The organism is Bacteroides sp. AF39-16AC (genome assembly GCF_003602735.1).
Classification (GTDB): Bacteria; Bacteroidota; Bacteroidia; order Bacteroidales; family Bacteroidaceae; genus Bacteroides; species Bacteroides uniformis.
In genome coordinates, this window is the sequence record NZ_QTLN01000001.1 from 400,628 (window position 1) to 425,621 (window position 24,994).

The window sequence follows — 24,994 nt, forward strand, 5'->3', positions numbered from 1 at the left end:
TATAGACGCATCCTCATTCTATCAGCGTTTCGACTCGGCCAACTCCATCAGATATTTGCCATATTCGGTCTTGCCAAGTTTTTCGCCCAGACGATACAGTTGGTCTACATCTATCCAGCCCTTGCGCCAGGCAATCTCTTCGATACAGCTGACGCGGAATCCTTGGCGGTTCTGGATGGTAGCCACAAAATTGCTGGCCTCCAGCAGGCTGTCGCAGTTGCCGGTGTCGAGCCAGGCAAAGCCACGGCCGAAAAGTTCCACTTTCAGTGTACCTTCGTCCAGATAAAGGCGATTGAGGTCGGTGATTTCATATTCACCACGGGTAGAGGGTTTCAAAGAGGCAGCCTTTGCCGTTACACTGGAGTCGTAAAAGTAAAGACCGGGGACGGCATAGTTACTTTTAGGTTCTGCGGGCTTCTCTTCCAGCGAGATGGCTTTGCCGTTGGCATCAAACTCCACAACGCCGTAAGCACGGGGGTCTTTCACATAATAACCGAAGATGCAGGCACCCTTGTCGATGGAAGCGGCACGCTTCAGCATGGCCGAAAAGCCTTGACCGTAGAACATGTTGTCGCCCAGAATGAGGCATCCCGGCCCGCCGTTCAGGAATTCCGCGCCCAGCACAAAGGCCTGTGCCAGCCCGTTGGGGTTCTCTTGTATCTTATAGGAGAAAGACATACCAAGTTCTTCGCCGGTTCCCAGCAGTTCGCGGAACATGGGCAAGTCACGTGGAGTAGAGATGATAAGCACTTCGCGAATTCCCGCCAACATCAATGTAGATAGCGGATAGTATATCATCGGTTTGTCATAGACGGGCATTATCTGCTTGGAGATAGCCTTGGACAACGGATAGAGACGAGTGGCACTGCCACCTGCAAGAATAATTCCTTTCATATTTCAGTTCTTTTTCGGTGATACTTCAAAATGGAGAATAAAATAAGAAGGAGGACGATGCCCCACGGCTCTACTTGCTATTCGGGTACAAAGATAATGGAAAAATTCAATTAAGCGAATCAAGAGAAAACTTGTTTCGTCTTATCGGTATAGATTTTCTTTCGCGCCGCTACATAAAGTTTTTTTCTCATTTTATCTGCCATCTGCAAGGATTAGGCATCTAGTACACTGTAATACAACAAGTTGAATGCTTGCAGATACCCCTTGCAGATGCCTTGCAGATAAAGTATCTGCAAGCCCCGAAATCGAGTATAAAGACACTCAAGACACACGGCATCCTCATGCCAAAAATACAGATAACATATTAGTTCACAACGATGAACACTTTGTTCACATGCTATAAAACAAAGTGTTCATACAATATGAAACAAAATGTTCGCCATAGTGGAACAAAGTGTTCACTACAGTGGAACAAAGTGTTCCACACGCCGAAACAGACTGTTCCGTGTGTCGAAGCAAGCGGTTTTATGGCATCAGCCTGCCAGTTCCACCACCTCCAAGTCCTTGAATGTACCTCCATCAATAGCAAAGCGTACCATCGTACGCACCTTATGGAAACCTTGAATGCCAGCAGCTCCCGGATTGATATGCAGTACATCCAGCGTCTTGTCATACTTCACCTTCAGTATATGCGAGTGCCCGCTGATGAACAGCTTTGGGGGACGCACCAGGATGCTGCCCTTGATGGAAGGGTCGTAGTTGCCGGGATAACCGCCGATATGCTTCATCAGCACTTCCGCCCCGTCCACCGTGAAACGGAGAATCTGCGGATAAAGCTGCCGTATCTCCTGCCCGTCAATATTGCCATACACGGCGCGGAAGGGACGGAAATCCGCCAGCTTCTGTGCCACTTCCAGCGACCCGATGTCACCGGCATGCCAGATTTCGTCACAGTCTTCAAAATATCGCAGGTATTTTTCATCCCAGAAGCCATGCGTATCCGATAATAAACCAACTTTTGTCATTTTTCCTTTGTTTATTAGGACAAAGGTAATTATATTTGGGGAGAATACAATGTGATTAACACATCAATACCATGGAGAACAGATATTTCAAACGTGACATCAGCTGGCTGTCTTTCAATTACCGCGTGCTGCTGGAAGCCGAAGACGATACACTGCCGCTATACGAACGCATCAACTTCATTTCCATATACTCTTCCAATCTGGAAGAATTCTACAAGATACGCGTGGCCGACCATAAGGCCATAGCCACCGGAGCCTCACAAAGCGACGAAGAGACCATGCAGTCTGCCGCTGAGCTGGTAGATGAAATCAACCGGGAAGTCAACCGTCAACTGGAGGAGCGTATCCGCATTTATGAACAGAAAATACTGCCCGCTCTACGGAAACACCACATCATATTCTATCAGAGCCGCAACGTGGAACCGTTTCATAACGACTTCGTGCGCAATTTCTTCCGCGAAGAGATATTCCCCTATCTGGCCCCGGTACCCGTAAGCAAGGACAAGGTGATTTCATTCCTGCGCGACAACCGTCTCTATCTGGCCGTACGGCTTCATCTGAAAGGAGCTCCCGTCGGTTCTCCAAACCGCATCCAATATTTCGTGATGAAACTGCCGTACAGCAAAGTGCCGCGCTTCATCCAGTTGCCCAAGGTGGGGAAAGACTATTATCTGATGTTCATCGAAGACATCATCAAAGCCAATCTGGATACCATCTTCCCCGGTTATGAAGTGGACAGCAGTTATTGCATCAAGATTTCACGCGATGCGGATATTCTGATAGACGATGCCGCCAATACCTCCGAAATCATCGAGCAGGTGAAGAAGAAGGTAAAGAAACGCAAGATAGGCGCCGTGTGCCGTTTTGTATACGACCGCGCCATGCCCCGGGACTTCCTCGACTTTCTGGTAGATGCCTACCGCATAGACCGCCGGGAACTGGTGCCGGGAGACAAGCACCTCAACATGGAGGACCTGCGGCATCTGCCCAATCCCAACCAGAGCGTACGCCCCATCAAAAAACCCCAGCCCATGAAGCTGACCTGCCTGGACGAACGCGAATCCATCTTCCGCTATGTGGAGAAGAAGGACCTGTTGCTGCATTATCCCTACCATTCCTTCGACCACTTCATCCATTTCTTGTACGAAGCCGTCCACGAACCCACCGTGCATGAAATCATGGTGACCCAGTATCGTGTGGCCGAGAACTCCACCGTCATCAATACTCTGATAGCCGCCGCACAGAACGGAAAGAAAGTCACCGTCTTCGTGGAACTGAAAGCGCGCTTCGATGAGGAGAACAACCTTGCCACCGCCGAAATGATGAAAGCAGCCGGCATCAATATCATTTTCAGCATACCGGGACTGAAGGTGCATGCCAAAGTAGCCCTCGTGCTACGCCGCGACAAGGAGGGGCACAAAATGACAAGCTACGCCTACATCAGTACCGGCAACTTCAACGAAAAGACAGCCACCCTCTATGCCGACAGCGGATTATTCACCTGCAACCCGGTGATTGTAAACGACCTGCACAACTTGTTCCGTACTCTGCAGGGAAAGGAAAATCCGGTGTTCCACCGCCTGCTTGTGGCACGCTTCAACCTCATTCCGGAGCTGAACCGCCTCATCACTCACGAAATAGAACTGGCCCGGCAAGGCAAGCAAGGACGGATTATCCTAAAAATGAATGCCCTGCAAGACCCTGCCATGATAGACCGCCTCTACGAAGCCTCGCAAGCCGGTGTAGAGATAGACCTCATTGTCCGCGGCATCTGCTGCCTCATCCCCGGGCAGAAGTACAGCCGCAACATCCGCGTGACACGCATCGTGGATACCTTTCTGGAACATGCCCGTGTGTGGTACTTCGGCAACGGCGGCGCACCCAAGCTCTTCCTCGGCTCGCCGGACTGGATGCGGCGTAACCTGTACCGCCGTATCGAAGCCGTCACCCCCATCCTGGACCCGGACTTGAAGCAAGAACTCATCGACATGCTCGACATACAACTGTCGGACAAACGAAAAGCCTGCTTTGTGGACGACCGGTTGCGAAACCGCTGGAAGTCGTCGCGACCGCAAAAGGAGAAGGTACGGTCGCAATATAGCTTTTACGAATACTTGAAACAAGGGATTAAGGATTAACGATAATTATCAATCGTCAATTATCAATCGTCAATCGCTTTGTAACATTTCTGTAACATGTATGACATTTCCCTGCAACACCAAACTCTTTCCTTTGCAGCCGGAAATAAAATACATGTCTATGGAAACAATTTATCTGGGTATCGTCATCTTTCTGTTCGTACTCGCGATTTTCGACCTCGTGGTAGGTGTCAGTAATGATGCGGTCAATTTTCTTCAGTCGGCTGTCGGAGCAAAGGCAGCATCTTTCAAAACCATACTGTTCATTGCAGGCATTGGCGTCTTCATCGGTGCGGCACTCAGCAATGGCATGATGGACATTGCACGACACGGCATCTATCAACCGGAGCACTTCTACTTTGCCGAAATCATGTGCATTCTGCTTGCCGTCATGTTGACGGACGTCGTGCTATTAGATGTCTTCAACACTATGGGAATGCCTACCTCCACCACTGTATCCATGGTGTTCGAACTGTTGGGAGGTACGTTCGCACTGGCGCTCATCAAGGTCTATAATAGCGATGCATTGGGACTGGGCGACCTCATCAATACAGACAAGGCACTGTCTGTCATCATGGCCATTTTTGTATCCGTAGCCATTGCCTTCTTCTTCGGTATGCTGGTACAGTGGCTGGCACGTATCGTGTTCACCTTCAACTACAAGAAGAACATGAAATACAGCATCGCGCTGTTCGGTGGTATAGCTGCCACCAGCATCATCTACTTCATGCTGATAAAGGGGCTGAAAGACAGCTCATTCATGACCCCTGAAAACAAGCAATGGATACACGACAATACCGCATTGCTGATAACCGGTTTCTTTGTATTCTTCACCATACTGATGCAGATACTGCATTGGTGCAAGATAAATGTCTTCAAAGTAGTGGTTCTGATGGGTACTTTCGCCCTCGCTCTTGCCTTTGCCGGCAATGACTTGGTGAACTTTATCGGTGTCCCCCTCGCAGGATATTCCTCATTTATTGACTATACAGCCAATGGTACGGCCGCCGGCCCCGACGGATTCCTGATGTCCTCACTCCTCGGTGCAGCCAAAACCCCGTGGTATTTCCTTATCGGTGCAGGCGCCATTATGGTTTATGCACTCTGCACATCCAAGAAAGCCCACAACGTTATCAAGACTTCCGTGGACCTTGCCCGCCAGGATGACGGTGAAGAGAACTTCGGAAGTACCCCGATAGCCCGTACGCTGGTACGCTTCAGCATGACTCTGGCTAACGGAATATCCAAAACGATGCCTGAAAGCAGCAAGCGGTGGATGAACACACGCTTCCAGAAGGATGAAGCCATCATAGCCGACGGCGCCGCTTTTGACTTGGTTCGCGCCTCCGTCAATCTCGTATTGGCTGGTCTGCTCATCGCCTTGGGAACTTCCTTGAAACTTCCCCTTTCCACCACTTACGTCACCTTTATGGTAGCCATGGGTACATCGCTTGCCGACCGTGCCTGGGGACGTGATTCGGCGGTATTCCGCATTACGGGTGTGCTCAGCGTTATCGGCGGTTGGTTCATCACTGCCGGAGCAGCGTTCACCATCTGTTTCTTCGTAGCACTGATTATCCATTTCGGCGGTACGGTTGCCATCCTGGCACTGATTGGTCTGGCAGTCTTCATGCTGATTCGTAGCCAAGTGATGTACAAAAAGCGCAAGGAGAAAGAAAAAGGCAACGAGACCCTGAAACAGTTGATGAAGAGTACGGACAACAATGAAGTCATCGAATTGCTCCGCAAGCATACCCGTGAAGAACTGGTGAAGATTATGGAATTCACAGAAGAGAATTTTGAACGTACCGTCACTTCCTTCCTACACGAGAATCTACGCGGACTGCGTCGTGCCATGGGCTCAGTAAAATTCGAAAAACAACTCATCAAGCAGATGAAGCGTACCGGAACACTTGCCATGTGCCGTCTCGACAACAATACCGTACTGGAAAAAGGACTCTATTACTATCAAGGCAACGACTTTGCCAGCGAACTGGTGTACAGCGTAGGCCGTCTTTGCGAACCTTGCTTAGAGCACATAGACAATAACTTCAATCCGCTGGATGCCATTCAGAAAGGAGAATTTACAGACGTAGCCGAAGACATCTGCTATCTGTTACAAGTATGCCGCCACAAGCTGGAAACGAACAATTATGATGAACTGGAAACAGAGATTCGCAAAGCCAACGACCTCAACGGACAGTTGTCTCACCTGAAACGCGAAGAGCTGCAACGCATCCAAAGCCAGAGCGGCAGCATCAAAGTCAGCATGGTATACCTGACTATGATACAAGAAGCCCAGAACGTAGTGACCTACACCATCAACCTGATGAAAGTAAGCCGCAAGTTCCAAGTAGAGAAAGAAGAGTTATAAGTTATAAGTTATGAGTTATAACGCATGGTACATAACATGCAACTTATAACTCATAACTCCTTAAGCCCCATCTTCTCCGCCCGTTGCAACATAAATGCACGGGCGGCTTCGTATTCATTGGGAATGATGCCGTCCAAAATGGCATCCTTAATGGCACTCTTCAAGGCACCTACCTGCTGGCAAGGAGAAAGGCCGAAAGTCTTCATGATTTCTTCACCACTGACCGGAGGCTGGAAATTACGGATACGGTCGCGTTCCTCCAAATCCTTCAGCTTCTGGCGTACCAACTGAAAATTATTAAGGAAGCGTTTCTTACGCTCCATATTCTTGGAAGTAATGTCGGCTTCGCACAGTGTCATCAGGTCGTCTATATCATCACCTGCCTCAAACAAGAGACGACGCACTGCCGAGTCGGTCACTACATCATCCGCTATCACAATGGGACGCATGTGCAGGCTCACCATTTTCTGCACATATTTCATCTTCTCATTCATAGGGAGCTTCATCTTGCGGAAAATATCGGGTATCATCTTCTCGCCAATGAAATTATGGTTATGGAACGTCCAGCCCGCACGGGGTTCCCAACGCTTGGTGGCAGGCTTGGCTATATCATGCAGAAGAGCTGCCCAGCGTAGCCAAAGGTTGTCGGTCTTCTTGCTGATGTTGTCGAGTACTTCGAGCGTATGGTAGAAATTGTCCTTATGGGCGCGTCCATTGCGCGTCTCCACGCCTTGCAGCCTGACAAGTTCCGGGAATATCAGTTCCAGCAGACCACAGCGGTCCAGCTCAATGAATCCCTTAGACGGAATAGGTGACAAGATGATTTTGTTCAGTTCGTCTGCAATGCGTTCTTTGGAGATGATGGAGATGCGTTCGCGATTACGCTCCAGAGAATCGAATGTCTCATCGTCAATATAGAATCCCAGCTGGGTGGCAAAACGGACACAGCGCATCATGCGCAAAGGGTCATCACTGAAAGTTATATCAGGGTCGAGGGGAGTCCGGATGGTCTTTTCCTTCAAGTCTCCAATACCGCCAAAGGGGTCGACCAACTCGCCATAACGCACCCGGTTCAGGCAAACAGCCAGTGCATTGATGGTAAAATCACGGCGGTTCTGGTCATCCTCCAATGTACCGTCCTCTACAATAGGCTTGCGGGAATCGTGTGTATACGATTCTTTTCTTGCACCCACAAACTCAACTTCCGTACCATAGTACTTCAATTGTGCCGTACCGAAATTCTTGAAGACGGAAACATGCGCCCCACGCCCCAGACGCTTACCCAGCGCCTCGGCCATGGCAATGCCACTGCCTACCACCACCACATCAATATCCTTGGAAGGACGTTGCAGGAAAATATCACGTACATATCCACCGACTACGTAACATTCCAATCCCAATTCATCAGCCGTTTCGGATATCCGCTTGAATATATCATCACTAAAATATTGCTTCAGTTCTTCTGCCGTCAAATCTATCATAAATAATGCGCTAATGTAATGAATACGCAAATGTGTTAATGGTCTATTAGCACATTTGCACATTAAAATGCTGCAAAGATAAAGATATTATTTCTATTTTTGTGGACTCTAACTCCAAGAACAACAAATATGAAAAAAGTAATACTCCTTGCATGCCTATGCTGTACACTCTTCTCTTGCGAAGATGTGGAGAAGAAGGCTGGTGAAAAACTACAAGCTGCCCGCGAAGCGTTTGAACTCGGCAACTACAATGAAGCGAAGATTCTGATTGACAGCATCAAGATGCTCTATCCCAAAGCGTTTGAAACTCGCCGTGCAGGCATCGGCCTGATGCAGGAAGTGGAACTGAAAGAGCAGGAAAAGAGCCTGGTCTATCTGGACAGTATGCTTCAAGCCAAGCAAAAGGATTTCGATGCAATCAAAGGGAAATACACTTTTGAAAAAGATGCCGAATACCAGAATATCGGCAATTACCTTCATCCTTCCCAAGTGATAGAAAAAAATCTGCATCGCTCTTTCCTTCGCTTCCAGGTAGACGAAAACGGAGTCATGAGCATGACTTCCATTTATTGCGGAGCCCATAATATCCACCATGTGGCCGTCAAAGTCACTGCTCCCGATGGTAGCTTTGCCGAAACACCCGCCGCCAAAGACAGCTACGAAACCACTGACCTCGGTGAAAAGATTGAAAAGGCAGACTTCAAACTGGGAGAAGACGGAAACGTCATGGGGTTCCTTTATCTGAACAAGGACAAGAATATCAAAGTCAACTATCAAGGGGAACGCCCCTATTCCATCACCATGACTACCGCCGATCGCCAGGCCCTTGCCAGCGTCTACGAACTGGCACAACTGCTGTCATCCATGACGGAAATAAAGAAGAATATGGAAGAAGCCAATCTCAAAATCGAATTTGTAAAAAAGAAGATGGAAGAGAGAAAAGACAATGCACAAGAATAAAAAAAGGGAACCGGATGATAATATTCATTACTTAGTCGTCCGGTTCCCTTTTTATTATCAGTAAAGCCTTACCAAACCAATTTGGGTAAATAACGGCTTAGACATGTACGCAAAGCAGACAGAGTGATGGGTTTTACCAACACTTCCGAGGCTCCACACTCCAAGGCTTTTTCGCGGTCGGCAGTAAAGGCGTAAGCGGTCTGCATGATGATGGGAAGTTCCTTATCCTTCTTGCGAATAATCACCGTAGCATCCAGCCCGTTCATAATAGGCATTTTTATATCCATCAGAATAGCTTCCGCCTTGTCGCGATTCTCTTCGAACAAATTTACAATCTCCTCACCATTCTTTGCCCATAGTATCTCGCATTTCTTGCCGATGATAGCCTTTATCAGTTTAAAGTTACTATCATCATCTTCCGCAACCAGAATAAGCGGACGGTAATCTCCTGACACTTTTTCTATTTCCATGACCTATGCGTTTTGTTTATATAGGGGCAAAGATATAAAAAATAATAGATTTGCACTATCTTTGCAGCTCATTAAAAAAATATATAATGATTTCTATAGACGGACTGGCCGTAGAATTCGGCGGAACTACTTTATTCAGTGACATATCTTTCGTTATCAACGAAAAAGACCGTATCGCCCTGATGGGTAAAAATGGAGCGGGGAAAAGTACATTGTTGAAAATCCTGGCAGGTGTAAGACAACCTACCCGTGGAAAAATCTCAGCCCCCAAGGACAGTGTCATAGCTTACCTTCCACAGCACCTTATGACGGAAGACGGACGTACCGTATTCCAGGAAGCGGCGCAAGCCTTTGCCCACCTGCATGAAATGGAAGCTGAAATAGAGCGCCTCAACAAGGAACTGGAAACGCGTACCGACTACGAAAGCGACAGCTACATGGAACTTATCGAGAATGTCTCCGCCTTAAGCGAAAAGTTCTATGCCATCGACTCCACCAATTACGAGGAGGATGTGGAAAAAGCACTGCTCGGACTGGGCTTTGTACGCGAAGACTTCAACCGCCAGACCAGTGACTTCAGCGGCGGATGGCGCATGCGCATCGAGCTTGCCAAGCTGTTGCTGCAAAAGCCTGACGTGCTGTTGCTAGACGAGCCTACCAACCATCTGGACATAGAATCCATACAATGGCTGGAAGATTTCCTTATCAGCAATGGAAAGGCTGTCATCGTCATCAGCCACGACCGTAAATTCGTAGACAACATCACCACCCGTACCATTGAAGTGACCATGGGACGGATATACGATTACAAAGTAAACTACTCCAAATACCTGGAACTCCGCAAGGAACGCCGCGAACAGCAACAGAAAGCCTACGACGACCAGCAGAAGTTCATTGCCGAAACCAAGGAATTCATCGAACGGTTCAAAGGCACCTACTCCAAAACCCTGCAAGTGCAAAGCCGCGTAAAAATGCTGGAGAAGCTGGAACTGCTGGAAGTGGATGAAGAAGACACTTCAGCGTTACGCCTCAAATTCCCTCCTTCTCCCCGCTCAGGCAATTATCCCGTCATCATGGAGGGAGTAGGGAAAAGTTACGGTGACCATGTGGTCTTCAAGAATGCCAACCTCACCATAGAACGGGGAGACAAGGTTGCTTTCGTTGGTAAGAACGGTGAAGGAAAGTCAACGTTAGTGAAGTGCATCATGAAGGAAATAGAACATGAAGGCACCCTCACGATAGGACACAACGTGCAGATTGGATATTTCGCACAAAACCAGGCCTCATTGTTGGATGAGAACCTGACCGTATTCCAGACCATCGACGATGTGGCAAAAGGGGAAATCCGCAACAAGATACGCGACCTGCTGGGTGCCTTCATGTTCGGTGGCCCCGAAGAGTCCATGAAGAAGGTCAAGGTGCTTTCCGGTGGAGAGCGCACGCGCCTCGCCATGATAAAGCTTTTGCTCGAACCGGTGAATCTGCTGATACTGGACGAACCGACCAACCATCTGGACATGAAAACCAAAGATATCCTGAAGCAAGCGTTACTGGATTTTGACGGTACCCTTATCCTCGTCAGCCACGACCGTGACTTCCTGGACGGACTGGTAAGCAAGGTATATGAATTCGGCAACAAACAAGTGAAAGAGCACTTGAGCGGCATCTACGAATTCCTTGAAAAGAAGAAAATGGACTCCCTCCGCGAACTGGAACGATAAGCATCTGCTAAACCCGGCGTCCGAACAAATGGCCGATACATATTGTTTTCATTTTACTAAACACTTAACTAAGAGATATTAAAATGAAACAATATGATGCCATCATAATAGGATTCGGCAAGGGCGGCAAGTTATTGGCCGCCGAACTGGCCGAACGGAATTGGAAAGTAGCCATCGTGGAACGTTCCCCTCAGATGTACGGAGGAACATGTGTAAACGTAGGATGTATCCCTACCAAAGCTCTGATTCACGAATCGGAATATGCGGAAAAAAGATACTATGACGATTATAAGAACCAGTCCAAACTGTATGCACTTGCCGTGGCGCGGAAAGACAAGCTTGTATCCTTCCTGCGTGAGAAAAATTATGAAAATGTAAAAAACAAGCCTAATATAACCCTCTATGACGGAACTGCTTCTTTCTTGTCCGAAAATACAATCCGTATAGTCTCCGGCAAGGACGAAACGATTCTTGAGGGAAAAGAGATATTCATCAACACCGGGTCCACCCCTATCCTGCCTGCCATCGACGGACTCAAGGAGAGCAAGTACGTATATACCAGTGAGACCTTGCTGCAATCGAACAAACTGCCCGCACACCTGCTCGTCATCGGCGGCGGTGCTGTCGGATTGGAGTTTGCCACTATGTATGCAGGCTTTGGAAGCCATGTCACACTGCTGGAAGCGGGAAACCGCTTTCTGCCTAAAGTGGACCGCGACATTGCCGCCTCCATGCTGGAAGCATTGAACCGAAAGCGTATCAATGTCCGGTTGAACGCCCGTGTCCAATCCGTGTACGACACAGCCGAAGGAATAACTCTGACCTATACGGACAGTGCAAACGGCACTCCCTACTACCTGAAAGGAGATGCCTTGCTGGTAGCCATCGGCCGCAAGCCTATGACTGCAGAGCTGAATCTGGAAAAAGCGGGTATACAAACAGACAAGCGGGGAGCCATCGTTGTCGACAACCAATTACGGACTACAGCCCCACACGTATGGGCCCTGGGGGACGTAAAAGGAGACGAACAGTTCGACAACTTGTCCATCGATGATTTCCGTATCATCCGTAATCAACTCTTTGAAAACAAAAAAAGGAGTACAAAAGACCAGTATCCAATCCCCTTTGCCATTTTCACCGACCCACCGCTGGCACATATAGGACTGACGGAAGAGGAAGCGATGAAGAACGGTTATTCCATACATGTGGCACGTATCCCTGCTGCCATGATTCCACGTGCCCGTACGCTACACAGCATAGACGGTATGCTCAAAGCTATTGTAGACATCCATACCGGACGGATTCTGGGTTGTACCCTACTTTGTGCCGATGCACCAGAAGTAATCAATACCGTAGCATCAATCATGAAAACGGGACAGCGTTACCATTTCCTGCGGGACTTCATTTTCACCCACCCCAGCATGAATGAGGGATTGAATATGTTATTCAAACCTTTTTAGCATTTTCTATTTGGTAATTAAGTCCTTAACCTCTATCTTTGCATCCGTCCAAAGATAGAGGAATGAAAAAGAAACAGTACATAACCTATATTCTTTTTTTCATCAGCTTGATAATGCTGGTGATACCCGTCATTCCCCACCATCATCATGCCGACGGAATGATATGCATGAAGAATGATATCACCGCCGATTGCTGCGGACACCGTCATAGCCCGGGCAACGAGCACTGCTGTTGCGACACGGGATGCATGACAACCCACTTTGTACAACAGACGCCCAGCTCTTCCAATGATGTGTGTGCACATCCGGATGCCTTGTGGGCAGTCACCCTACTCATTGAACCTTTTTCCAAGTTACTCATCCTACCCGAGTTTGACATAAGCAGGCAGGAGTGTATCTATCTGGAATCTCTTCATAGCACATTTATCATATGTGCTACGGGACTTCGTGCCCCTCCGTCTCTTCTTGCTTAACTGTTACCGGAACATCACCGGGACAGATTTCTATCCGGCATAAGGAACAATGCAATTTGGTTGCACGCCCTATGCCCTAACTTTGTATTCAAAATCAAAAAGTAAGAACAAATATCATCATGAAAAAAGTTATTTTCATGGGAGTCTTGGGATTATTCCTTTTAGGCTCCTGTAACAGTAAGTCCGGAGACAGCCACGAAGGACATAATCACGAAACAGAAGAGCACAATCATGACGGACATGACCACGAGGGACATGACCACGAACATGAGGGACACAACCATGAGCACGAAGAGCAGGAAAACCATGCCGGAGGAAGCGATGAAATCATCCTGCCACCAGCAAAGGCGCAAGCTGCCGGCGTAGCAGTCAGCACTGTTGAACCGGGTAGTTTCCATCAAGTCATCAAGACCAGCGGCCAGGTGATGGCAGCCCAGGGAGACGAGAGCGTAGCCGTAGCTACAGTAGCAGGCGTGGTTTCCTTCAAGGGAAAAGTTATCGAAGGAATGAGCGTCAGCAAAGGTACTCCTTTGGTAGTATTGTCATCCAAAAACATGGCCGACGGAGACCCGGTGCAGAAAGCCCGGATAGCCTACGAGGTTTCCAAAAAAGAATACGAGCGTATGAAAGCGCTTGTAGGCAACAAAATCGTATCTGAAAAGGAATTCGCGCAAGCCGAACAGATTTACGAAAATGCCCGTATCAGTTACGAGGCAGTCGCAAAGAACCATTCGGCAAGCGGCCAGGCTGTTGTTTCTCCCATCAGCGGTTATGTGAAGAATCTGTTGGTGAAAGAAGGGGACTACGTCAGCGTCGGCCAGCCGTTGGTAAGCGTCACCCAGAACCGTAAGCTTTTCCTGCGTGCGGATGTATCCGAAAAGTACTATCCTTACCTAAACAGCATCAGTTCTGCCAACTTCTGTACTCCTTATAATAATAAGGTATATACATTGAAAGAACTGGGCGGGCGCATGCTTTCTTATGGAAAGGCTTCGGGTGAGAACGGATATTATGTACCCGTAACTTTTGAATTCGACAATAAGGGAGACGTTATTCCCGGCTCGTTTGTAGAAGTATTCCTATTATCCTCACCAATGGAGAACGTGTTGTCTCTTCCTCACAGTGCGCTGACCGAGGAACAAGGCAGCTTCTTTGTCTACCTGCAACTGGATGAAGAGGGCTACAAAAAACAGCTTGTCACCCTGGGTGCCGACAATGGCGAAAGTGTACAAATCCTTTCCGGCATAAAAGCAGGCGATCGCGTCGTAACCCAAGGAGCCTATCAAGTGAAGCTGGCATCGGCAACGAATGCTATTCCGGCACATAGCCATGAACACTAATCTCATGTACAATTTGACAATTTACAAAGTACCATTTCGCTATGCAGTATAAGGGTTACGTGACGAATGGGGAGTGTAAAGTCAGATAAACAAGAAATATTAGATAAAACAGCAAGTGCGGCTGACATTGCGCAGCCCAATTGTACATTGTAAATAGTAAATAAAAAGATGTTAAACAAAATAATTGGTTTTTCTCTTCAGAACCGCATCCTGGTGCTGGTAGCATCGGTGCTGTTGCTGATTGGCGGTACTTATACCGCCATGCATACGGAAGTGGATGTGTTCCCTGACCTCAATGCGCCGACCGTGGTCATCATGACCGAAGCAAATGGTATGGCAGCAGAGGAAGTGGAACAGCTGGTCACTTTTCCCGTAGAAACGGCTGTAAACGGTGCAACGGGTGTGCGCCGTGTACGCTCTTCCTCAACGAACGGTTTTTCTGTAGTCTGGGTAGAATTCGACTGGGATACAGATATCTATCTTGCCCGGCAGATTGTCAGTGAGAAGCTGGCAGTCGTCAGCGAATCCTTACCGGCCAACGTAGGCAAGCCGACACTAGGCCCACAATCGTCCATTTTGGGCGAGATGCTGATTGTAGGTCTGACAGCAGATTCGACCTCTATGTTGGATTTGCGTACCATTGCCGACTGGACCATACGTCCCCGCCTGCTCTCTACGGGCGGTGTGGCACAAGTAGCCGTACTGGGTGGCGACATCAAGGAATATCAAGTGCAGCTGGACCCGGAACGGATGCGCCATTACGGCGTAACATTGAGCGAAGTGATGAACATCACCCGCGAAATGAACCTGAATGCCAATGGTGGAGTGCTCTATGAATATGGCAATGAATATATCGTACGCGGCGTACTTTCTACCGACAAGGTAGACCAGATAGCCAAGGCCGTGGTGCGGAGCAACGGGGTCTCCGGTGCCCCTATCCTGCTGGAAGATATTGCCGACGTTCAAGTCGGAGCCAAACTTCCTAAACTGGGTACCGCCTCGGAACGCGGTAAGCATGCCGTACTGCTGACAGTCACCAAGCAACCCGCCACAAGCACGCTGGAGCTTACAGACAAACTGGAAGCTTCCCTGCAAGACCTGCAGAAGAATTTACCGGCAGACGTAAAGGTTTCCACAGACATCTTCCGTCAAAGCCGTTTCATCGAAAGTTCCATCGGAAACGTTCAGAAGTCGTTGTTGGAGGGAGGTATTTTCGTTGTCATCGTGCTTTTCCTGTTCCTTGCCAACATACGTACCACAGTCATCTCGCTGGTGACACTGCCGTTGTCACTGATTGCCTCCATCCTTGCCCTGCACTATATGGGCTTTACGATAAATACCATGAGCCTGGGAGGTATGGCTATCGCCATCGGTTCGCTGGTGGATGATGCCATCGTGGACGTGGAGAATGTCTACAAGCGTTTGCACGAAAACCGACTGAAACCTGCCGGCGAGCAACTTCCTATTCTGGAAGTGGTGTTCAATGCTTCGAAAGAAGTGCGTATGCCTATCCTCAATTCAACGCTGATTATCATTGTCAGCTTCGTACCACTGTTCTTCCTTAGTGGTATGGAAGGTAGGATGTTGGTACCACTGGGTATTGCGTTCATTGTGGCATTGGCGGCTTCAACTGTTGTGGCACTGACCGTAACGCCGGTACTTTGCTCCTATCTATTGGGAAAAGAGAAAACGAAAAAACAAAACAACGAAAACAGCGATTCTGCCGTAGCACGCAAGATGAAGCAATGGTATGGTTCTGCACTGACTTTCGTATTGGGGCATAAGAAAGGGGTACTGGGAGGTACTATCGGACTATTTGTAGTAGCGCTCGGCTGTTTCTTCACCCTGGGCCGCTCGTTCCTGCCGCCTTTCAATGAAGGTTCGTTCACCATCAATATCTCCTCGCTTCCAGGCATTTCCCTGGAAGAAAGCGACAAGATGGGGCACCGTGCCGAGGAGCTGCTGCTTTCCATCCCCGAAATACAGACCGTGGCCCGTAAAACGGGACGTGCAGAGCTGGACGAACACGCTCTGGGAGTAAACGTCTCTGAGATCGAGGCACCGTTTGAGTTGAAAGACCGCTCGCGCAGCGAGCTCGTGGCAGAAGTCCGCGAAAAACTGGGTACCATTGTAGGGGCAAACGTGGAAATAGGCCAGCCTATCAGCCACCGTATAGACGCCATGCTATCCGGTACAAAGGCGAACATCGCCATCAAACTGTTCGGCGACGACCTGAACCGCATGTTCACTCTGGGCAATGAAATCAAGAGTGCCATCCAGGGGATTCCCGGTATTGCCGACCTGAACGTGGAACAGCAGATTGAGCGTCCGCAACTTGTCATTTCACCCAAACGGGAAATGCTTGCCAAATACGGCATTTCACTGCCCGAATTTTCGGAGTTTGTCAATGTCTGCCTGGCCGGTGAAGCCGTTTCCCAAGTTTACGAAAAGGGAAAGAGCTTCGACCTGACCGTACGCGTGAAAGACAACCTACGCGACGAAATGGAAAAAATACGCAACTTGATGATTGATACGGGTGACGGACAGAAAATTCCACTGAACTATGTAGCGGAAATCCGCTCGGCCATGGGTCCGAACACCATCAGCCGCGAGAATGTAAAGCGTAAAATCGTCATCTCCGCCAACGTGGCCGACCGCGACCTGCGAAGTGTAGTCAATGATATACAAGCCCAGGTAGACGCACAAATCAAACTGCCGGAAGGATACCACATCGAATACGGCGGACAATTCGAAAGCGAGCAGGCAGCAAGCCGCACGCTGGCACTTACTTCGTTCATGTCCATCGTGGTGATATTCCTGCTCCTCTACCATGAATTCCGCAGTGTGAAGGAGAGTGCCATCATCCTTATCAATCTGCCGCTGGCATTGATAGGCGGTGTATTCGCCCTGCTCATCACAACGGGAGAAGTGAGTATCCCCGCCATCATCGGTTTCATCTCACTGTTCGGTATCGCCACCCGAAACGGAATGCTGCTCATCAGCCATTACAACCACTTGCAGCAGGAAGAAGGCTATGGCGTCTACGACAGCGTTATCCGCGGTTCGCTCGACCGTCTGAATCCAATCCTGATGACCGCCCTATCCAGTGCACTGGCACTTATCCCGCTGGCTCTCAGTGGCGACCTGCCGGGCAACGAGATACAAAGCCCGATGGCAAAGGTTATCTTGGGCGGCCTTTTAACATCCACGTTCCTGAACGGTTTCATCATTCCGATTGTTTACCTGATGATGCACCATAACCAACAACCTAAAACGTCAGACAATGAATAAAAGATTTTTCATATTCAGCGCCGCCATCCTCGCTTTTGCGGGGATGAGCGCACAAACGTCCGGCATTGATGCCGTGCTCCAGCAGATAGAGGCCAACAACAAGGAATTGCAGGCTAACTCCCACCTCATTTCCTCACAAAAACTGGAGAACAAGACAAACAACAACCTCCCCGACCCTACACTGTCATACGCCCACCTTTGGGACTCCAAGAACAGTGACGAGACAGTCGGTGAAATGGTCATCTCGCAAAGCTTCGACTTCCCCACGCTTTACGCCACCCGAGGGAAGATGAACCGACTCAAGACAAATGCACTGGATGCACAAGCCACCGCCTTCCGCCAGCAGATATTGTTGCAAGCGAAGGAAGTATGCTTGGACATCATCATGCTGCAACGCCAGCAAGCCCTGCTCGACGAACGGTTGAAGAATGCGGAGGAACTGTCGGCCATGTACACCCGGCGTTTGGAAACGGGAGATGCCAATGCACTGGAAACCAACAAGATTAATCTGGAGTTGCTGAATGTACGCACGGAAGCCCGCATGAACCAGACGGCACTTAACAATAAACTGAAAGAGCTGCTTGTCCTCAACGGAAACCAGCCGCTCACACCGGGACGTCCCAGACCCGATACCACACCCGACGCCCAAACACTCGGATTGACAGAATACCCGGCAGTGCCGTTGCCGGCCGACTTCCACCCGCTGGCCGACGAACTGCTGGCTTCAGACCCCACCCTGCAATCCTTGCAGGGTGAAAGTTCTGCCGCCCGGAAACAGATTTCGGCAAGCAAGCAAGGCTGGCTGCCCAAACTGGAACTGGGTTACCGTAGAAATACCGAATCGGGGCATCCGCTAAACGGTGTAGTAGTAGGCTTCTCTTTCCCGCTTTTCGAAAACCGCAATAAGGTCAAGATAGCCAAGACACAAGCGCTCAACATTGACTACCAAAAGGAGAACGCCGCACTGCAAGCCAGCTCTGCCTTGTGGCAACTCTATGAAGAGGCCAAGAACCTGCACGCTTCCATGGAGGAATACGAGCGCACCTTCCATCAACAGCAAGACCTTTCTTTACTGAAACAAGCACTTATGGGAGGACAAATCAGTATGATTGAATACTTCGTTGAAATATCGGTTGTCTATCAAAGCAAGACAAACCTCCTGCAACTGGAAAACCAGTATCAGAAGGCAATGGCACAGATATACAAGAGCCGGTTATAAATAGAAAGAGCTGTCTGCGGTTGACAGACAGCTCTTTCTATTTCAATATATTGTAGTTATAGTTTTGTGACTTTACCCATAAACAGAATAACTCCCGTACTCTTCTCCTTTATCAGAAAGATGAAAGGACGGTCCACATAGAACGGAATTACCGTACTTGGTCCGGGAGCGGCCACGTCCATTCCTCCGACAGTTACAGCCGCAGCTTCCGTCCCCTCTTCATTCACTTTCACATAAGTGAACTGTTGCAGCAAACTGATAAACAAATCCTCATCCGCCATTCCGGAAAAATCGGCCGATGGAGTAAAAGCCTCCTGCATTCCCATTGCCATCATATCGTCAATGAGTTCTTTATCATATTCCATTTCAAACCGGGGTAACTTAAGGTTCAAGGCAGAGCTTGATAAACTACTGTTCCATTCCCCCCAGCGCTCGTCATTCAGCTGCGGCAGGCACTCATCCAACGATTTTCCCTCTGCCGGCAAGAGCACCACCATACTGAAAGCCTCATTGCCGTAAGGCAACTCTGCCATTGAGAAATACTCATTCTCGGCATAGTTGAATCTCTCGTCACGAAGATTCATCATGTGTACAGTCGATTTGCTTCCGTCAGCATTCGTAAAAGCCTCTTCTGCCGTATCCGATTTTTTGAATTGATTCTTCCAAATCCCCTTGAAATAAAGCGCATTCAACAGATAAAGACGCGCCGTCTCCGGAATCTCATTCAAGACTTTGGGGATGCAATTATTCGTTTTCCCGGCACACCAGCCGTTTATAATGTCCGGAGCCTTGGGAGAGGCAAAATCCAGCTCCTGCACTTGCGCGTCATACATCTTTTTGTTTACGCTTACAAAGTCGTCATGAACACCGAACCCTTTCTTTATCCAGATGGAATTGGCAATTCCCAACTGTGTGGTATTGTCCAAATCGAGCAACGCCTCCACCAGCTTCTTATTATAGTTGTTCATTTCTTCCAACGAATAGCCCGAAAAGCCCAGGACATCTGTCATCTCAGATAGTGTGTTTCCCAACGCTCCATTGGCAATCATAGACAGACAGAGCGAAGCGCTCAAAGGAGAGATGAACAGATTGGGCTTTTCCACCTCAGTTTTACAAACCTGATTAAAGAAACGGAAAGCGAAATCCGTTCCTAAATCCATCATCTCCTGCTCGGCACGGGTCAAGGCAATGTCTTTGCGAGGCTTGGGTTGTGGTGAAGAGTTGTCGTCACTCTGGCAGGCTGCAAGGATACAAAGTAGGCTTAAGGCAGTAATCGTTTTTTTAAGCATAAGCAAATAGTATTAGTTTTAAAACAGTTATCTATATATAGAAAATGCTTGAACAAACAAAATACTGCATTGAAGAAACAATAAAAAATAGTACATTCCTACTCTATTATTATACTGCAAAGTTCTGCATATTTTTTGCAGTCGCACTGCATATGTGTTGCAGCACCACTGCATATGTGTTGCAGTCGCGCTGCATATATATTTGCAGTGTCACTGCAACAGCTCTGCAGTGCTACTGCAAAATATATACAGCAGCTTTGCAGTAACGTGATTGATTTCACCCGGTTATTGTTGCCAATTCCAGCACCCCTTCCGGCAAATATCCGCTGCGTATGCGCCATTCCTGGGGATAAAGATTATTGGCACGGTTACCTATATTCTTGACAAATCCTAGAGGTATCTGTTTGTAGGTGAGCAAGACAATGCCGCGCGGAGCAGTCTCCGAAAGGACAACAGCCTCCTTGCGCAGATAGCTGATGGCCTGCTCGCGGCCTATCTCTTCATGGGCAAAGGCATCCGGATTCAGTGCTATACTCATGGCGAGCCCATGAGCAGGCATCCAGTCTTTTCCTTTCAACTCGGCAACATCTACCCCAGCCTGCACGATACGGAGTGACGAACGCAAAGCCGACAGTTCGGAGAGATACGCTTTAGGGAAAGCGCTGACGTTGTTGCCATTGACGATAAATTCGTAATTATCCGGAACCGCAAACCACTCATGCAGTGCCGAAAGCTGTTCTTTGGAAACACCCGGAGTTTTCGCTCCTTTTCCTTGAGGTTTTCTTCCTTTTTCCCAGGATTTCACCTGCCCGGCCCAGGTATTCCCATCGCTCACGCCCGGTTTGCGGAGAACTGCCAAAAAGAATCCTTCCCCCTTCGTCCGATGGGGCAGGAAACGATAGGCGGGAAAGTCCTCTCCCGACAATAGATTACCCGTAATATTCCAGTCAGTAGAAATTTCCAACGGCAATACCTCCGCCCCGAATTCATCCCGTATCCAACGGATGTTCTCTTCGTTTTCCTTTGTATTATAGGTACAAGTACTGTAGATGAGAATGCCTCCGGACTTCAAGCAAGGCCAGATATCCGTAACGATGCGACGCTGGCGCTGCCAGCAGATTTCCACATTCTCCCCACTCCACTCACTTACCGCAACGGGGTCTTTACGGAACATCCCCTCGCCAGAGCAGGGGACATCCGTCAATATGACGTCGAAGAAGTCCGTCAAGGAAGAAAAATCTGCCGGGTCATTATTAGTGACCACCACACCGGAATGCCCCCACTTCGTAAGATTCTCCGCCAATACCTGCGAGCGGTTGCGGATTACCTCATTGGCCACCAGCAGACTGCCTGCGGGCAACACGCTACGGGCATGCGTGGATTTCCCGCCGGGAGCCGCACAGAGGTCAAGCATCACCACCGGTCCTTCGCCCACATACCGCCTCAAAGCCTGCTCCACAAACATAGACGAAGCCTCCTGCACATAGTAGCAGCCTGCATGAAACAGCGGGTCAAAAGTGAATGTCAGCCGCTTGTCCAGATAGTATCCGGCAGTAGACCAAGGAACATGCCTAAAAGAGGAACGAAAAAGACTGAATGAAGATTCCGGTAATTTATCTTCATTCAGTCGGATACTGACCGGCTGCTCCCCTTCCAGGGCGGCAGCCAGCTTTTCATATTCTTCCACACCCAAGAGGGCGCGTGTATAATCGGTGAAAGATGAGGGTAGCTTCATGCTTTGAACTGTTTTATGGCAGCAAAGATAGTGCAAAATACGTTTCACCAATCTACGGGGCTAAACAAAAAGCACGGTTCAATACTCTTTTTAAAAACTGAGTTTCACCCCTGCAAAATAGGAACGCGGTGCACCCGGTCCGTAGATATAACCGGAATCGCGGCTCGCTCCTTTATCAAAATCTTTCTGATAAGAATTGAATATATTCTGTACACCGGCATTGAGCTGCAAACAGAATCCTTGAAAATCAAAGTCGTAAGCTATCTTTGTTCCAAGCTCAAAGAAGTCCGGACTCTTTACCAATACATCCGCCTCACCGTTCACCTCCGAAAGCAAATGGGGAACGTACATCCGCCCGGTATAATTGCCGTTCAAAGCTATTGAGAAGGCTTTAACCGGCATATAGGTAGCTGTAAAGTAGCCGTAGACGTCGGGAGTACGCAGTATCTTGTCGCTGTAACGTTCTTTCTCCGACAAGTGCTCCTCATCCGCACTCCATTCTTCGGGAGAGTCATAGATACTTCGTTGAAGCGTCAGCCCTGCCTGCAACTGAACCTTATCCTTATAGGCAACCTTTCCTTCCAATGTGCCGCCATACACTTTAGCTCCCGAACCATTGATGCGGGTCCGTATCAGATAAGCACTACCGTCCGGGTCTTTCACCGGAGGCGTCAAGACAAACGGGTCGGAAAGTTTCGTGTAGAAGCCTTCCACCAGTAAGTTTGCCTGGAAATCTCCGAAGTAATGATACCAGTCTACCGAAGCATTGAAGCTGCGCGAACGCTCTTCCTTCAATCCTTTGGCGCGGACAATGGAAACCAACTCTCCACCCACATTACTGATATGCAGATCTTCATCAAACGCTTGTGGAGCACGGAATCCCTCAGCATAACTGAAACGGATATTCACATCCTGAGTAGGATTATAACGGATATTGGCACGGGGACTGAAAACAGCCTTGTCCATGATGCTGTTTTTATCCACGCGCCCGCCAATCAGGAAACTCCACTGTTCGTTCTTCCACTCATTCTGGGCATAGACGCTTGCTATATTCACCACTTGGTTCAACGGGGCGGGGGTATATTTCTCAATCAGTTGTTGCAAGCGGTCACCCGTTGCCGTAGGATCTTCGGCCAAAGCAGCATCACGATACTTCTGTACGTCCGTTGCCTTGTCATGCAGATTGTCGTGATTGAACTCAATGCCTCCGGTCAAATCGGCAGGCATAAACAGACACTTGTCAAAATGATAAATATACTGGGCACCCAGCACACCGGTAAAGTCCGTAGTCATTCCATAAGCGCTGTAATAACTATTGCGCACGATGTGCTGAGCCGAAGCATAGGTGCTGAACGTATGTTTCTGGTCCTTAGAGAAAGCTGTGAACTTGAGCCCACCCGTATTGATAGAGTGCTTCAGCTGCTCCACAAGTCCGGGTGCTCCGGTACCATTCAAGTCGGCATCCTCGGCTATATGGGGCGGCAAGCTGAAACCACTTCCACCACGGCGGAATTCCTCCATATGATGGTATTCAAGGCTTAGCTTGGAATAGGCACTTGTCCGGTAGTAAGCATTCAGACCGATAGTCTGGTTCTTCAGTTTCGGCAATTCGGAGAAACCGTCTCCATTGGAATCCCAGGCCGAACGGTGCCTATTTTGTCCATACACATAAGCCCCCATCTTATTGTCCGAAGAGACAAGGGAGAGGTTCAAGGCCGTATTGTTATCGAACGAACCGGAACCGTCGAAATTGGAAATGGTATGCGAGAAAGAACCTGAATTACGGACCGGTTCCTTCGTAATGATGTTCACTGTTCCGGCAATGGCCGAAGAGCCGAACAAGGCGGAACCGCCTCCACGCACCACTTCCACACGCTCTATCATATTGGCCGGAATCTGCTCCAGCCCATACACACCTGCCAAAGAGGAGAAAATGGGACGCGAATCTATCAATATCTGGGTATATTTTCCACCCAGGCCGTTGATGCGTACTTGTGAGTAGCCGCAATTCTGGCAATCGGTCTCTACCCGCACACCGGGCTGAAAGACCAGTCCTTGCGACAAAGTATGCGAGTTTGTCTGTTCAAACAGTTTAGGAGTGACCACTTTGACCAAGGTAGGTGCCAAGCGCCGGGCAGTCTCGCTACGATTGGCAGTAACTACCACTCCATCCAGTGCCACCATATCTTCTTCCAATTCAAAGTTCTCCTCCAAGGTCTTGCCACGTTTCAGAACGACTTTGCGCTCCTGCGACTTATACCCTACAGCACTGACGGACAAGGTAAACTCACCTTCGGGCAGATTCTTTAGAAAATAGTGACCGGTGGCATCGGTCATGGTCCCGATGGTGGTGCCTTTCAGCGAAACTGTCATATAAGGCAAATGTTCCCTTGTACTTTTTTCTATTACATGACCGACAATATTGGCATCGGTACTCTTCAAATCTTCGGCATAAACGGTTGATGAGAGTAACAGACATACTGCTCCCACCACAAAAAATATATATTTTTTCATGTACTTCTAAAATAATATGTTAATCAATGAGGTTGACGCAATCCCACAACGGAATCGCCATAATCTATCGGATTCAAAGAAAGGAAGGGGGAGCGCGCAAACAGATGCCGCCACGAGGCTTTACACACTTAATGCATTCCGTGGCAGGCATGCTCAGTACACGCAACAAAACAAGTAAAACCGTCGCGGCAACCGGAAACGGTGGAAGGGAAGAGGAAACGAAAGAGGCAAGATAGAAAATGGTTTCCAACTGCACCTCTGTATGCTCATGCTGGCCCTTGAATGGATGGGAATGCACAATGATGACACCATTCACCACATGCGAGTGGGTAAACAGCGTAATCCCTCCCAGATAGGCAATGAACAGCAGAGGGAGGATATACTTCATTATATTCTTCAACTTCGTCAAGACTTCCCAATAAAACAGATGTGCGAAGATAGCAGTATTTACAATAAGAGACAACCCGGTTTATATATTTACCTCTATTTACAGTCACAAATACCTACTTCTTGTTATTCCAGGAAAAAGACAATAGAGCATTTCCATTAAAAATATCGTCTTATTTCCGGTTTTCTAAAAAAAATATCTTCTCTTTGCAACTTTATAAAG

At 48.6% G+C, this 24,994-nt stretch carries 17 protein-coding genes; 9 read left to right on the forward strand and 8 right to left on the reverse strand.

The annotated features are described in order from the left end of the window. Positions 1–21: 21 nt before the first annotated feature. Together rfbA and DW039_RS01610 are read right to left on the reverse strand one after the other, a co-directional pair. Positions 22–894 (reverse strand): glucose-1-phosphate thymidylyltransferase RfbA, encoded by an 873-nt coding sequence (gene rfbA / locus DW039_RS01605; RefSeq protein WP_120381605.1) that lies wholly within the window; start codon positions 892–894, stop codon positions 22–24. Between the two features lie 533 nt (positions 895–1,427). After that, on the reverse strand, positions 1,428–1,919 hold the full coding sequence (locus DW039_RS01610) for a metallophosphoesterase (protein WP_120381606.1): 492 nt from the start codon (positions 1,917–1,919) through the stop codon (positions 1,428–1,430). A 71-nt stretch (positions 1,920–1,990) separates the two neighbouring features. Here DW039_RS01610 and DW039_RS01615 point away from each other — a divergent pair, with 71 nt between their 5' ends. Continuing rightward, positions 1,991–4,057 carry an RNA degradosome polyphosphate kinase gene (locus tag DW039_RS01615; protein ID WP_120381607.1) on the forward strand — a complete coding sequence of 689 codons (2,067 nt, stop codon included), beginning with the start codon at positions 1,991–1,993 and terminating at the stop codon, positions 4,055–4,057. Positions 4,058–4,178: 121 nt separating this feature from the next. Next, entirely contained in the window at positions 4,179–6,431 is a 2,253-nt protein-coding gene (locus DW039_RS01620) for an inorganic phosphate transporter (protein WP_117703666.1), read from the forward strand. 50 nt (positions 6,432–6,481) lie between these two features. Here the strand turns inward: DW039_RS01620 and DW039_RS01625 are convergent, their stop codons facing one another. Beyond that, on the reverse strand, positions 6,482–7,912 hold the full coding sequence (locus tag DW039_RS01625; RefSeq protein ID WP_008664002.1) for a CCA tRNA nucleotidyltransferase: 1,431 nt from the start codon (positions 7,910–7,912) through the stop codon (positions 6,482–6,484). Between the two features lie 129 nt (positions 7,913–8,041). On the opposite strand from DW039_RS01625, the gene DW039_RS01630 reads away from it, so the two are divergent. Then, positions 8,042–8,872 (forward strand): hypothetical protein, encoded by an 831-nt coding sequence (locus DW039_RS01630; protein ID WP_117713856.1) that lies wholly within the window; start codon positions 8,042–8,044, stop codon positions 8,870–8,872. A gap of 68 nt (positions 8,873–8,940) precedes the next feature. Here the strand turns inward: DW039_RS01630 and DW039_RS01635 are convergent, their stop codons facing one another. Beyond that, entirely contained in the window at positions 8,941–9,342 is a 402-nt protein-coding gene (locus DW039_RS01635) for a response regulator (protein ID WP_044468311.1), read from the reverse strand. Positions 9,343–9,428: 86 nt separating this feature from the next. On the opposite strand from DW039_RS01635, the gene DW039_RS01640 reads away from it, so the two are divergent. From DW039_RS01640 to DW039_RS01665, 6 genes are all read left to right on the forward strand, one after another. Then, positions 9,429–11,063 carry an ABC-F family ATP-binding cassette domain-containing protein gene (locus tag DW039_RS01640; protein ID WP_005827062.1) on the forward strand — a complete coding sequence of 545 codons (1,635 nt, stop codon included), beginning with the start codon at positions 9,429–9,431 and terminating at the stop codon, positions 11,061–11,063. Positions 11,064–11,146: 83 nt separating this feature from the next. Further along, entirely contained in the window at positions 11,147–12,523 is a 1,377-nt protein-coding gene (locus DW039_RS01645; RefSeq protein WP_120138005.1) for an FAD-dependent oxidoreductase, read from the forward strand. A 62-nt stretch (positions 12,524–12,585) separates the two neighbouring features. Beyond that, positions 12,586–12,996 carry a DUF6769 family protein gene (locus tag DW039_RS01650; protein WP_098032118.1) on the forward strand — a complete coding sequence of 137 codons (411 nt, stop codon included), beginning with the start codon at positions 12,586–12,588 and terminating at the stop codon, positions 12,994–12,996. Positions 12,997–13,115: 119 nt separating this feature from the next. Then, positions 13,116–14,336 (forward strand): efflux RND transporter periplasmic adaptor subunit, encoded by a 1,221-nt coding sequence (locus DW039_RS01655; protein ID WP_120381608.1) that lies wholly within the window; start codon positions 13,116–13,118, stop codon positions 14,334–14,336. Positions 14,337–14,504: 168 nt separating this feature from the next. Beyond that, a complete protein-coding gene (locus tag DW039_RS01660) occupies positions 14,505–17,627 on the forward strand; it encodes an efflux RND transporter permease subunit (RefSeq protein ID WP_057097545.1) in 3,123 nt (1,040 codons plus the stop codon). Further along, positions 17,620–18,846: a TolC family protein gene (locus DW039_RS01665; protein ID WP_005827073.1), complete on the forward strand. Its 1,227-nt coding sequence runs from the start codon at positions 17,620–17,622 to the stop codon at positions 18,844–18,846. The genes DW039_RS01660 and DW039_RS01665 overlap by 8 nt, the downstream gene beginning before the upstream one ends. A gap of 56 nt (positions 18,847–18,902) precedes the next feature. Here the strand turns inward: DW039_RS01665 and DW039_RS01670 are convergent, their stop codons facing one another. From DW039_RS01670 to DW039_RS01685, 4 genes are all read right to left on the reverse strand, one after another. Further along, positions 18,903–20,135: a serpin family protein gene (locus tag DW039_RS01670; RefSeq protein WP_005827075.1), complete on the reverse strand. Its 1,233-nt coding sequence runs from the start codon at positions 20,133–20,135 to the stop codon at positions 18,903–18,905. Between the two features lie 277 nt (positions 20,136–20,412). Beyond that, complete coding sequence (locus tag DW039_RS01675; protein ID WP_005827081.1) at positions 20,413–21,870, reverse strand: rRNA cytosine-C5-methyltransferase; 1,458 nt, start codon at positions 21,868–21,870, stop codon at positions 20,413–20,415. Between the two features lie 90 nt (positions 21,871–21,960). Next, on the reverse strand, positions 21,961–24,384 hold the full coding sequence (locus DW039_RS01680; protein ID WP_120381609.1) for a TonB-dependent receptor: 2,424 nt from the start codon (positions 24,382–24,384) through the stop codon (positions 21,961–21,963). A gap of 73 nt (positions 24,385–24,457) precedes the next feature. Then, positions 24,458–24,847 carry a hypothetical protein gene (locus DW039_RS01685; RefSeq protein WP_371682730.1) on the reverse strand — a complete coding sequence of 130 codons (390 nt, stop codon included), beginning with the start codon at positions 24,845–24,847 and terminating at the stop codon, positions 24,458–24,460. Between the last annotated feature and the right edge of the window lie 147 nt (positions 24,848–24,994).

Coding starts and splice junctions, on each gene's coding strand:
- rfbA (WP_120381605.1), bottom strand. CDS start 894: ATGAAAGGAATTATTCTTGCAGGTGGCAGTGCCACTCGTCTCTATCCG.
- DW039_RS01610 (WP_120381606.1), bottom strand. CDS start 1,919: ATGACAAAAGTTGGTTTATTATCGGATACGCATGGCTTCTGGGATGAA.
- DW039_RS01615 (WP_120381607.1), top strand. CDS start 1,991: ATGGAGAACAGATATTTCAAACGTGACATCAGCTGGCTGTCTTTCAAT.
- DW039_RS01620 (WP_117703666.1), top strand. CDS start 4,179: ATGGAAACAATTTATCTGGGTATCGTCATCTTTCTGTTCGTACTCGCG.
- DW039_RS01625 (WP_008664002.1), bottom strand. CDS start 7,912: ATGATAGATTTGACGGCAGAAGAACTGAAGCAATATTTTAGTGATGAT.
- DW039_RS01630 (WP_117713856.1), top strand. CDS start 8,042: ATGAAAAAAGTAATACTCCTTGCATGCCTATGCTGTACACTCTTCTCT.
- DW039_RS01635 (WP_044468311.1), bottom strand. CDS start 9,342: ATGGAAATAGAAAAAGTGTCAGGAGATTACCGTCCGCTTATTCTGGTT.
- DW039_RS01640 (WP_005827062.1), top strand. CDS start 9,429: ATGATTTCTATAGACGGACTGGCCGTAGAATTCGGCGGAACTACTTTA.
- DW039_RS01645 (WP_120138005.1), top strand. CDS start 11,147: ATGAAACAATATGATGCCATCATAATAGGATTCGGCAAGGGCGGCAAG.
- DW039_RS01650 (WP_098032118.1), top strand. CDS start 12,586: ATGAAAAAGAAACAGTACATAACCTATATTCTTTTTTTCATCAGCTTG.
- DW039_RS01655 (WP_120381608.1), top strand. CDS start 13,116: ATGAAAAAAGTTATTTTCATGGGAGTCTTGGGATTATTCCTTTTAGGC.
- DW039_RS01660 (WP_057097545.1), top strand. CDS start 14,505: ATGTTAAACAAAATAATTGGTTTTTCTCTTCAGAACCGCATCCTGGTG.
- DW039_RS01665 (WP_005827073.1), top strand. CDS start 17,620: ATGAATAAAAGATTTTTCATATTCAGCGCCGCCATCCTCGCTTTTGCG.
- DW039_RS01670 (WP_005827075.1), bottom strand. CDS start 20,135: ATGCTTAAAAAAACGATTACTGCCTTAAGCCTACTTTGTATCCTTGCA.
- DW039_RS01675 (WP_005827081.1), bottom strand. CDS start 21,870: ATGAAGCTACCCTCATCTTTCACCGATTATACACGCGCCCTCTTGGGT.
- DW039_RS01680 (WP_120381609.1), bottom strand. CDS start 24,384: ATGAAAAAATATATATTTTTTGTGGTGGGAGCAGTATGTCTGTTACTC.